The organism is Micromonospora sp. NPDC049559, from assembly GCF_040676675.1.
Lineage (GTDB): Bacteria > Actinomycetota > Actinomycetes > Mycobacteriales > Micromonosporaceae > JBFAPK01.
This window is the reverse complement of record NZ_JBFAPK010000017.1, coordinates 144,557-155,929: the sequence shown is the minus strand read 5'-3', so window position 1 is coordinate 155,929 and position 11,373 is coordinate 144,557. Positions and strand designations below refer to the sequence as shown.

General features: G+C 73.8%; 8 protein-coding genes. All 8 read left to right on the top strand.

Annotated elements, in window-relative coordinates; genetic code table 11:
• The coding region (locus tag AB0J86_RS19925) for a hypothetical protein (protein ID WP_363859039.1) at positions 1-1,713 on the top strand (1,713 nt) is incomplete at its 5' end.
• Positions 1,710-2,270: a hypothetical protein gene (locus AB0J86_RS19920; protein WP_363859038.1), complete on the top strand. Its 561-nt coding sequence runs from the start codon at positions 1,710-1,712 to the stop codon at positions 2,268-2,270. The genes AB0J86_RS19925 and AB0J86_RS19920, both read left to right, overlap by 4 nt.
• A 158-nt stretch (positions 2,271-2,428) precedes the next feature.
• Positions 2,429-3,658: a cytochrome P450 gene (locus AB0J86_RS19915; protein ID WP_363859037.1), complete on the top strand. Its 1,230-nt coding sequence runs from the start codon at positions 2,429-2,431 to the stop codon at positions 3,656-3,658.
• A complete protein-coding gene (locus AB0J86_RS19910) occupies positions 3,655-3,882 on the top strand; it encodes a ferredoxin (RefSeq protein WP_363859036.1) in 228 nt (75 codons plus the stop codon). Before AB0J86_RS19915 ends, AB0J86_RS19910 begins: the two co-directional genes overlap by 4 nt.
• Positions 3,883-3,922: 40 nt before the next feature.
• Positions 3,923-6,862, top strand: coding sequence for a DUF5691 domain-containing protein (locus tag AB0J86_RS19905; protein WP_363859035.1), 2,940 nt, complete (start codon positions 3,923-3,925; stop codon positions 6,860-6,862).
• Complete coding sequence (locus tag AB0J86_RS19900) at positions 6,859-7,920, top strand: AAA family ATPase (RefSeq protein ID WP_363859034.1); 1,062 nt, start codon at positions 6,859-6,861, stop codon at positions 7,918-7,920. Before AB0J86_RS19905 ends, AB0J86_RS19900 begins: the two co-directional genes overlap by 4 nt.
• Positions 7,913-10,210 (top strand): DUF5682 family protein, encoded by a 2,298-nt coding sequence (locus tag AB0J86_RS19895; RefSeq protein WP_363859033.1) that lies wholly within the window; start codon positions 7,913-7,915, stop codon positions 10,208-10,210. The genes AB0J86_RS19900 and AB0J86_RS19895 overlap by 8 nt, the downstream gene beginning before the upstream one ends.
• On the top strand, positions 10,207-11,373 hold the full coding sequence (locus AB0J86_RS19890) for a VWA domain-containing protein (protein ID WP_363859032.1): 1,167 nt from the start codon (positions 10,207-10,209) through the stop codon (positions 11,371-11,373). The genes AB0J86_RS19895 and AB0J86_RS19890 overlap by 4 nt, the downstream gene beginning before the upstream one ends.

Sequence of the window (11,373 nt, the reverse complement as noted above, 5' to 3'; positions counted from 1 at the left end):
CTCATGATCGCCAGCCTGCTCGGCCTGACCTGGAACGCCCTCCGCGCCCGCATCATCCAACGCGGCGTCCCCGAACAGGCCATGGGCGCGGTCGAAAAGACCGTGCCGGTCGCGCAGAAGCTGCAGTCTCAGGGCGTCGCCGGGGTCACCGAGGAAATCAAGGAACAGGTCGGCGACCTCAAGGGCAACCTGTTCGGCAAGATCAGCGAATATTTGATCCCCACCATCCTCGTCGCCGGCATCACCTGGATCGTCTCCCTGCTCAACCCCGCCTCCGCGTTCATCCGCGCCTGCAAAATGATCATCGACTTCGTCATGTTCATCGTCAACCAGGGCGCCCAGATCATCGAATTCGTCAACTCCGTCCTCGACGCCATCATCGCCATCGCCGGCGGCGGAGCAGGCGGCGTCCCCGCCCTCATCGAAAAGGCCCTCGCCCGATCCGTCCCCGTCCTCATCGGCGCCCTCGCCGCCATCCTCGGCATCGGCGGCATCGCCAACAAAGTCAAGAGCTTCTTCCAAGCCCTCGCCAAACCCGTCAACAAGGCCATCAACTGGATCGTCGACAAGATCGTCAACCTCGGCAAGAAACTCTGGGCCAAACTCAAGGCCGGCGGCAAGAAACTCAAGGAAAAAGTGCGTGCCGGCGACGACAGTCCTGCTGGCAAGCAGCAGCGACTCAACAAGGCACTCAGCGCTGCCGTTTCCATGCTGGGACGCTTCGCTGGTCGCAAGGTCTCGGACAGACTAATCAAACCCATGCTGGCGCCGATTCGGATGCGTTACGGGTTGACCGTGCTGCGGCCAATACAACAAAACGACGTCTGGGCGGTCCACGGCGCGATCAATCCGGAGGAGACCCGACCCAGCAGGGCCCAGCCGGAAGAGCCCTTGACCGAGCCACTCCGCGCCGCGTGGGCGAGCCTCACGAGCGATGACGCCAAAGCACAATTCCAGCAGCTACGGGAGCGCGCCCGTAATATGGTGGGATTCGAAAGAGCCATCGCCGCGAAGATTGCCGCAGGTCAGCGGGCCAATCCCCCGAAGTCCCTGGACGAGGTCCTCTCCGGCGAGCGACAGGCCAAGCAGAAGCCGGCAGCCACACTACCGCCTGAGTTGATCGCCCGAATCGATGCCGCGATCCGGGAGGTGGCGCGAGTCGAGGGACGGGTCCGCACCTACAAGTCGGCTCACTCGTCTGTACGCGGAACGGATCGTTGGCTGAGCGGGCTGCAATCTGAGCGTGAGGCGCTGGAGAGGGAAAAGAGCACCGACAACGCCGCCAGCATGGAAGGCCGGCTGGCACAACATCTGAGAGCCATTCGAGGCATCGACTCTGAGGTGGAGTTGGCGGAGATCAGTCGCGAGGTCGTCGAGGTGGCCATGCCCGTGGCACGGGGCAAGGCGAAGTCTGACGTGGACGTGGTGACCGAGGGCGGCCGGGTCTGGAAGGACGCCAAGGACTACAACCTGTTCGGCTTGAACTCGTACAACTGGACCAGCCACCTCAGGCCGCAGGCGCTGCGGCAGTTGGACATCGCCGGCGATCCGGCCTACTCGAACGGCGGCCCCCCGCAACTCGTGTACTGGTTCCGCCGCGGTGTGACGCCAGAAGTGGCCAACGCCCTTGAGCAGATGGGAATCAGGGTCGAGGGCGAGCGTATCCCCTACGCTGCTGACCAGGGCCGGAACGACCAGGAGGAGAGCGGATGAGCGAACCCCGCCGGTTGGTCGCGGCCTTCTACCTACCTGTGGGTGTGCGACCCGTGAGTGCTGCCGCGCTGCGGCGACTTGCCCGCCGCGCCACAGTGAAAGAGCTGGAAGAGCCCCCCTGGGACACCCCTGAGCAACCAGCGCTATTGGGCAGTTGGGGTGGCCTCGACTGCGAAGTGCACCTACTGGACCTGGACTATTTCGACGGTCTGGTCTTGACCTTCCGCGAGGATGAGCTGCGTACTGCCCGAACCATGGCACGACCCGGCGCCGACCCGCTGGTCGACGCTTTCGGCAACGCCTGTGGATCACTGGATCCGGTCTCGGCCTACCTCACGGCATATGCTTGGCCGGACCCCTTCTGGTACGTCCGAAGCCAGCAGGAACGGGTGCTCGACGGCCATGTCGCCCAGCTCGCGCGCGAGAATCTCGGCCTGCTCTACGTCAGCGCAACCGATGCGCCGGATCTGGCCGCCGTGGAATCGCCTGCGGGATGCAACCTGCTTGCCGTAGGAGACGGTGTGCTCCTGCTATGTCCGCAAGCCTTGGGCAGGTAGGGCAAACCAACCCGCTGTCGACGGTGGTCAGCAAGGCTGGCGCCGATCCACGCCCTTCGCTACGATCCGCTACTGGTGCCTCACTCGCCGCCAATGATCGCCGACCGAACGGCGGCGTGCCGCTGAGGATCATGCCGTTCCGACGGAGGGAATCCGTGATGACGGAGAGCGCGCAGATCACCGAGAGCCGAACCGTCCCGCCCGCCCGGCCGTACCCGTTCAGCACCGCCGACCGGCTCGTCGTCGACCCGACCTACGCCGAGCTGCGCGAGAACGAGCCGCTGACCAGGGTGAAGCTCCCCTACGGCGAGGAGGCCTGGCTCGCCACCCGGTACGAGGACGTCCGTACCGTCCTCGGCGACGCACGGTTCGGCCGCGCCCCCGCCGTACAGCGTGACGAGCCCCGGCTGACCCCACGCCAGCAGTACAGCGGCATGCTCACCATGGACCCGCCCGATCACAGCCGGCTGCGTCGGCTGGTGGCGAAGGCGTTCACGGCGCGCCGGGTCGAGGCGCTGCGGCCCCGGGCACAGGAAATCGCCGACGGGCTCGTCGACGAGATGCTCCGGCTCGGTCCCCCGGTCGACCTGGTGGAGCACTTCGCCACCCCGCTGCCGATCCAGGTGATCTGCGAGCTGCTCGGCGTCCCGTACGCCGACCGCGACCGGTTCCACACCTGGTCCGAGGCGATCGTCTCGACCACCTCCCTGCCCCTGCAGACGATCCAGGAGTACCTGAACAACCTGTGGGGCTACATCGGGGAACTGGTCGCCGAGCGCCGCCGCGAGCCGCAGATCGACGACCTGCTCGGCGCGCTGGTGCGGGCCCGCGACGAGAACGAGGACCGGCTCAGCGAGACCGAGCTGGTGGAGCTGGCCGCCGGCCTGCTCGCCGCCGGCCACGAGACGACGGTGACCCAGATCCCCAACTTCGTCTACGTGCTGCTGCAGCACCCGGAGCAGCTGACCCGGCTGCGGGCCGACCCGTCGCTGGTGCCGGCCGCCGTCGAGGAGCTGCTGCGGTACGTGCCGCTCGGCGTCGGCTCGTCCTTCGCCCGGTACGCCAAGGAGGACGTCGAGGTCGGCGGCGTGCTCGTCCGCGCCGGTGAACCGGTTCTCGGCTCGCTCTCGTCGGCGAACCGGGACGGTACGGTCTTCGCCGACCCGGACCGGCTCGACCTCGGCCGCGAACAGAACCCGCACATGGGCTTCGGGCACGGCGTGCACCACTGCGTCGGCGCGCAGCTGGCCCGGATGGAGTTGCAGGTCGCCGTCACCACCCTGACCACCCGCCTGCCCGGGCTGCGGCTCGCCGTACCGGAACCGGAGCTGGAGTGGAAGCGGGGCATGCTGGTGCGGGGCCTGCTCGGCATGCCGGTGGCCTGGTGAGCGCCGCGTGGCGGGTCGGCGTCGACCCGCGCCGCTGCATCGGCACCGGCATCTGCGCCGGTACCGCGCCCGAGCACTTCCAACTGGTCGGTGGGCTCTCCACGCCGCTGGCCGACGTCGTCGAGCCGGCCGACCCGGTCATCGACGCCGCCGACTCGTGTCCGGTAGAGGCGATCACGGTACGGGACGCGGCCGACGACCGGCTGATCGCGCCGGAGGGCTGAGCGGAGATCGAGTGTCGCACCGGCTCCGTAGGGTGCTGGCGTGCCGATCGAACGGTGGAACACCGAACAGGTGCTCGCACTGGCTCCCGACGCCGGCTCCGCGAAGGGCGCCCGGGGCGTCAGCGCCGCCACGAGCTGGAGCGCCACCGGTATCGACGAAGACCTGCTCTGGGGCCTCTGCAAGGGCAGCGGGCAGCACCCGTACCGGGCCTGCGTCGACCTGACCGGGCCCGCGTACCACTGCTCCTGCCCGAGCCGGAAGTTTCCCTGTAAGCACGCGCTCGGCCTGCTGCTGCGCTGGTCGTCCGGGGAGGTCGAGGTCGCGACGGCCCCCGACTGGGCGGCCGAGTGGCGGCGGGCGCGAGCCGCGCGGGCGGCCAGGTCGGTCGCCCGGCGGGCCGGGAGCGCCCCGGTCGACGAGGCGGCGGCGCGGCGGCGGGCCGGGCAGCGCGCCGACCGGGTCGGCGCCGGCCTGGCCGAACTGGACCGGTGGCTGCTGGACCAGGTCGAGCAGGGGCTCGGGGAGGCCGAGCGCGCCGGGCGGGCACCGTTCGAGACGATGGCGGCCCGGATGGTCGACGCGCAGGCCCCGGGGGTCGCGGGCACGCTCCGGCGGCTCGGCGACCTCGCCGGGGTCGGAAGCAACTGGGCCGACCGGCTCCTCGGTGAGCTGGCCCTGCTGCGCCTGCTCGTGGCCGGGTATTCGCGCCTGGGCGAGCTGCCCGAACCGCTCGCGGCGACGGTACGGGCCCGGATCGGCCTGCCCGTGCCGACCGAGGAGGTGCTGGCCACTCCGCCGCTGCGGGACCGCTGGCAGGTGCTCGGCCGGTACGACGTGGTCGACGAGCGGCTCACCACGCGGCGTACCTGGCTGCGCGGGGCGACGACGGGCCGGGCGGCGCTGCTGCTCTCGTACGCGGTCCCGGGCCAGGCGTTCCCGGCCGACGCGCCGCCGGGCACCGTCCTCGACGCCGACCTGTGCTGGTACCCCGGATCGTACCCGCTGCGTGCGCTGGTCGCCCGCCGGCACGGACCGGCCGAGCCGCTGGTCGCACCGGCCGGCGCCGCGCCGGTACGCGACGCGCTCGCCGCCTGGAGCGCCGCGCTCGCCGCCGACCCCTGGTGCGACAGCCTCGCACTGCTGCTCGCCGACGCGCTGCCCACCATGGACGGTCACCTGGTGGACCGCGCCGGGGACGCGCTCCCGCTCGCGCCCGGACACGACGAGCCGTGGTGGCTGATCGCCGCCGCTGGCGGCAACCCGGTCACGGTGGCCGCCGAGTACGGACCGGCCGGCCTGCGCCCGCTCGCCGCCTGGCCGGACGGCCGGTACGTGCCGGCCCCGGCGGGGAGCACGGGCGCCCGGCGGCACCCCTCGGAGCTGCCGCCGGAGCTGCTCTCCGCCGCGCTCGTCGGCACCGGCCGCCGCCCCTTCGCCGCCGCAACGATCGGGGTGGGTGGTCGCGGCCTGCACCTGCCGGCCGGTGATGGCGCGGCGGCGCTGCTCACCGCCGTCGCCGTGGCGGTGACCTACCACCGGGCCGGGGTGTTGCCGGTGACCGGCCGGGAGCCCGTCGGGCCCGCGCCGGAGGAGAGCGCGCCCCCGGTGCCGGAGCCGGCCGCCCGCCGGCTGCGCCTGCTGCTGCGCGACGGTGGCGTACCGGGCGGCGCGGAGACGGCCCAGCTGCTGCTCGGCGAGTGGCTGCGCCTGGTCGCCGACCGGGGCCACCGGGTGCCGGCGGAGGCGCTGCCCGCGCTGCTGGAGGCGGGCCGGCGGCGCACTGCCCTGCGACCCGCGCTCGCCTCGGCGGCGGGCCGGCGCGGCGGCTGGTTGGCCGGCCTGCATCCGGACTGGCGTTACCTGCTCGGCGAGGAGACCGCCGACCCGCGACCGGACGACTGGACCACCGGTACGCCCGGCGCGCGGCTGGCCCACCTGCTCGCGGTACGGCGCGCCGACCCGGCCGCCGGCCGCGAACTGCTCGCCGCCAGCTACGACGACGAGGCACCCGCCGAGCGGGCCCGCTTCGTCGAGGCGCTCGGCACCGGCCTCTCCCTGGCCGATGAACCGCTGCTGGAACGGGCGCTGGACGACCGCCGCAAGGAGGTCCGCCTGGCCGCCGCCCGGCAGCTCGCCGCGCTGCCCGGCTCGGCGCTCGGGGCGCGGATGGCCGAGCGGGCCCGCCGCTGCGTACGGCTGGAGCGGCCGGCCCCGACCGAATCCGGGCCGGCGACGACCGGGGACGGCCCGGCCGGGCCCGGCGGTGGGGACGCCCCCGCCGACCGGGAGCTGATCGTGGTCACCCCGCCGGCCGAGTACGACCCGTTCCTGCTGCGCGACGGCGTGCCGCCCACCCCACCCCGGGGCGTCGGCGCGGGCGCCTGGCTGCTGGAGGAGATCGTCGCCCGTACCCCGCTCGACACCTGGTCCCGGCTGCTGGGCCGGCCGGCGGCGGCGGTACTGGCGCTCGACGTGGCCGACGACTGGGCGACGGTGCTGCACCGGGGCATGGCGCGGGCGGCGGTGGCGCAGCGCGACCCGGAGTGGGTGACCGCCCTCGCCGACCTCTGGTCGCGGCCGGTCAACCGGGACCTGGACCCGGCCGACGAACGGCTCGCCGCGCAGCTGCACGAGGCGCTCTCCCCGGTCGAGTTGGCCCGCTACACCGCACGCTCGCTGCGTCGCGACCCGGCCCGCGCGGTCCGGTTGCTCGAACTGAATCCGGGCCCCTGGCCGGCCGAGCTGGGCGCGGCCGTACTGGCGGCGATCTCGGCGCTCGCCGAGGACCGGTACGCCTGGCAGTTCAACGAGGTGTGCCGGCTCGCCGCGGCGGCGTTGCCCGTCGGGGCCGCCGAGGAGGTCGCCGAGCTGGCCCGGCGGCTGGAGACGAGGAACAGCACCAACCGGCAGACCGCCACCGTGGCGCGGCTGGCCGCCACCCTGACCTTCCGCCACCAGATGCACGAGGAGCTTAGATGACGGTCATCCGCCCGCACGCCGAGCAGTCGTACGCCGACGAGCTGGCCGCCCTCGCCGCGGCGGACGACCGGCCCCGCCCGCCGGGCTGGCGGCTCTCACCGCAGGCCGTGGTGACGTACCTGCTCGGCGACGGCGGCGGCATCACCCCCAAGTACGTAGGCCCGCGCCGGTTGGTGGAGGTGGCGGTGGCGACCCTGGCAACCGACCGGGCGCTGCTGCTGCTCGGCGTCCCCGGCACCGCCAAGACCTGGGTCTCCGAGCACCTCGCCGCCGCGATCTCGGGGAACTCGACGCTGCTGGTCCAGGGCACCGCCGGTACCCCGGAGGAGGCGATCCGGTACGGCTGGAACTACGCCCGGCTGCTCGCCGAGGGGCCGTCGGCGGCGGCGCTGGTGCCGAGCCCGGTACTGCGGGCGATGGAGACCGGGGCCATCGCCCGGGTGGAGGAGCTGACCCGGGTCCCGTCGGACGTGCAGGACACGCTGATCACCATCCTGTCGGAGAAGACCCTGCCGGTGCCGGAGCTGGGCACCGAGGTGCAGGCGGCGAAGGGCTTCAACGTCATCGCCACCGCCAACGACCGGGACCGGGGCGTCAACGAGCTCTCCAGCGCGCTGCGCCGCCGCTTCAACACAGTGGTGCTGCCGGTGCCGGCCAGCGTGGACGAGGAGGTGGAGATCGTGGCCCGCCGGGTCGCCCAGCTCGGCCGCGCGCTGGAGCTGCCCGAGCTGCCGCCGGCGCTGGAGGAGATCCGGCGGGTGGTCACCGTCTTCCGGGAACTGCGCGCCGGGCTGACCGAGGACGGCCGGACGAGGCTGAAGTCGCCGACCGGCACCCTCTCCACCGCGGAGGCGATCTCGGTGGTCACCAACGGCTGGGCGCTGGCCGCGCACTTCGGCGACGGCGTACTGCGCCCCGGCGACGTGGCCGCCGGCATCGTGGGCGCGGTGGTGAAGGACCCGACGACCGACCCGGTGGTGTGGCGCGAGTACCTGGAGACCGTGGTACGCGAGCGCGACGGCTGGACCGCCTTCTACCGTGCGGCCCGCGATGCCTGAGCGCGTCTACGGCATCCGCCACCACGGGCCGGGTTCGGCCCGGGCGGTGCTGCGCGCGCTGGCCGAACAGCCGCCCGACGTGCTGCTGGTGGAGGGGCCGCCCGAGGCCGACGAGCTGCTGCGGTGGATCGGCGACGCGCGGCTGGTGCCGCCGGTCGCGCTGCTCGGGTACGCCACCGACGACCCCCGGCAGGCCGGCTACTGGCCGTTCGCCGCCTTCTCACCCGAGTGGCAGGCGATCCGCTGGGCGACCGGGCACGGGGTACCGGTGCGCTTCTTCGACCTGCCCTACGCGTACCGCGTCGAGGCGGGACCAACCGGCGGCGCGGGGTCGGGCGGGGCAGGGCTGGACGAGGAGGGGCCGGGCGGCGCGGGCGAGGCGGAGGGGGCCGGCGGCGCGGCGGTGCGGCCGGTCGACCCGATCGGGGAACTCGCCGCCGCGGCCGGCTACGACGACCCGGAGCGCTGGTGGGAGGACGTGGTCGAGCACCGCGACACCCCGGTCTTCGAGGCGGTCGCCGAGGCGATGGCCGCCATCCGGGCCGTCTCCCCGGAGGACCCGCGGGACCTGCTCCGCGAGGCGTACATGCGCGGGGTGCTGCGGGAGGCACGCCGGAGGTACGACAACGTGGCCGTGGTCTGCGGGGCGTGGCACGTACCGGCGCTGACCGCCCCGGTCCCGGCGAAGGCCGACGCCGCGCTGCTCAAGGGCCGCCGGAAGGGCAAGGTCACCTTCACCTGGGTGCCCTGGACGTACGGGCGGCTCGCCTCCTGGCAGGGCTACGGCGCCGGGGTCCGCTCCCCCGGCTGGTACCACCACCTCTTCACGAGCCCGGACCAGGTGGTGACCCGCTGGCTGGTCGCCGCGGCCGGGGTGCTCCGCGACGAGGGCGTACCGGCCTCGTCGGCGCACGTCATCGAGGCGGTACGGCTCGCCGAGGCGCTCGCCACCCTGCGCGGGCGGCCGCTGGCCGGGCTGAGCGAGCTGACCGAGGCGACCCGCGCGGTCCTCTGCGACGGTGACGAGCTGCGACTGGAGCTGGTCGCCCGCCGGCTCGTCGTGGGCGAACGCCTCGGCGAGGTACCGGACGAGGTGCCGGCGGTACCGCTGGCCCGCGACCTCGACGCCCAGCAGCGGGCGGTGCGGCTCAGGCCGGAGGCCACCGAGCGGACTCTCGACCTCGACCTGCGCCGCGAGACGGACCTGGGGCGCAGCCGGCTGCTGCACCGGCTCCGGCTGCTCGGCGTCGACTGGGGCGAGCCGGCCGCGGACGCGCGACGCGGCAAGGGAACCTTCCGCGAGACGTGGCGGCTGTGCTGGCGACCCGAACTCTCCATCGCGCTGGTCGAGGCCGGCGCGTACGGCAGCACCGTGGCCAGCGCGGCCAGCGCCCGCGTCGGCGAGGCCGCCCGGGACGCCGGCCGCCTCGCCGACGTCACCCCGCTGGTCGAAGCGTGCCTGCTGGGCGACCTGACCGACGCGTACCCGGCGGTGCTGGACGCGCTGCGTACCCGGGCCGCGCTGGACGCGGACGTCGCCGACCTGATGGCCGCGCTGCCGCCGCTGGCGCGGACCCTGCGCTACGGCGACGTGCGCGGTACGGACCTTCCGGCGCTGCGTACCGTCACCGCCGGCCTGCTGGTCCGGATCTGCGTCGGGCTGCCCGCGGCGGTCGGTTCGCTCTCCGACGACGCCGCCCGCGCCCTGCGGGACCGGATCGACGCGGTGCACGCCGCCACCGCGCTCCTCGGCGACGAGCTGCGGGAACGCTGGCTGGAGACGGTGTCCGCGCTCGCCGCGCGGGGCGTGCACGGCGGCTCGGGCGGCGGCGTGCACGACGGCTCGGGCGGCGCGCGGCCGATCCACGGGCTGCTCGCCGGCCGGCTGACCCGGCTGGTCCAGGACGCCGGCCGGGTGCCGTCCCCGGAGGTCCGTCGGCGGATGGGGCTGGCGCTCAGCGTGGGCACCCCGCCCGCGCAGGGGGCGCAGTGGATCGAGGGCTTCCTGGCCGGCCGAGGGCTCCTGCTGGTCCACGACGCCGCCCTGCTCGCCCTGGTCGACGAGTGGTTGACCGGCGTCGACGGCGACACGTTCACCGAGGTGTTGCCGCTGCTGCGGCGTGCCTTCGGCACCTTCGCGGCGCCCGAGCGGCGGGCGATCGGCGAGCGGGTACGCCAGGGCACGCCCGGTGCCGGCCCCGGCGCCACGGCCGGGGCCCCGCTCGACCACGAGCGCGCGGCCCGGGTGCTGCCCACCCTCTCCGCCCTGACCGGGAGGCAGATCCAGTGACGAGCGAGGGTACCGAGCGGGAGCGCCGGTGGCGGCTGGTGCTCGGTGCGGCGGCCGACGAGTCCTGCGGCCGGCCCACCGGCGCGGACGCCACGATGGACGGCGCGCTGGCCGCCCTCTACGACGGTGCGGCCGGCGACGACGGGGACGACGGCGGCCGGCGCGGCGCCGGTCTGGGCGCCTCCGCGCCGCGGGTGGCGCGCTGGCTCGGCGACATCAGGGAGTACTTCCCGAGCACCGTGGTCCAGGTGCTGCAGGCCGACGCGATCGAGCGGCTGAACCTGACCCGGCTGCTGCTCGAACCGGAGATGCTCGCCGCGGTCGAGCCGGACGTGCACCTGGTCGGCACGCTGCTCTCCCTGAACCGGGTGATGCCGGACCGGACGAAGGAGATCGCCCGCCAGGTGGTCCGGCGGGTCGTCGACGAGCTGGAACGCCGGGTCGCGCAGCAGACCCGCGCGGCGGTGGCGGGCGCGCTGCACCGGGCTGCCCGGATCGAGCGTCCCCGGCACGCCGACGTCGACTGGGACCGGACGATCCGCGCCAACCTGCGGCACTACCAGCCGGGACTCCGTACCGTGATTCCCGAGCGGCTGGTCGGGTACGGCCGGCGTACCAGCGCGCTGCGGCGGGAGGTGATCCTCTGCGTCGACCAGTCCGGCTCGATGGCCGCCTCGGTGGTCTACTCCGGGGTCTTCGCCGCCGTGCTCGCGTCGATGCGGTCGTTGCGCACGTCGCTGGTGGTCTTCGACACCGCCGTGGTCGACCTGACGGAGCGGCTGAGCGACCCGGTCGAGGTGCTCTTCGGCACCCAGCTGGGCGGGGGCACCGACATCAACCGGGCCGTCGCCTACTGCCAGGGCCTGGTCACCCGTCCCCGGGACAGCATCCTCGTGCTGGTCAGCGACCTGTACGAGGGCGGCGTCCGGGCCGAGCTGCTGCGCCGGGTCGCCGCGCTGGTGGAGGCGGGGGTGCAGGTGGTGGTGCTGCTCGCGCTCAGCGACGAGGGGGCGCCCGCGTACGACCACGACAACGCCGCCGCGCTCGCCGCGCTCGGCGTACCGGCCTTCGCCTGTACGCCCGACGCGTTCCCGGAGCTGATGGCCGCGGCCATCGAGCGGCGGGACCTGCGTACCTTCGCGGAACGGCTGGCGCAGGGCTGA

Coding starts and splice junctions, on each gene's coding strand:
- AB0J86_RS19920 (WP_363859038.1), top strand. CDS start 1,710: ATGAGCGAACCCCGCCGGTTGGTCGCGGCCTTCTACCTACCTGTGGGT.
- AB0J86_RS19915 (WP_363859037.1), top strand. CDS start 2,429: ATGACGGAGAGCGCGCAGATCACCGAGAGCCGAACCGTCCCGCCCGCC.
- AB0J86_RS19900 (WP_363859034.1), top strand. CDS start 6,859: ATGACGGTCATCCGCCCGCACGCCGAGCAGTCGTACGCCGACGAGCTG.
- AB0J86_RS19895 (WP_363859033.1), top strand. CDS start 7,913: ATGCCTGAGCGCGTCTACGGCATCCGCCACCACGGGCCGGGTTCGGCC.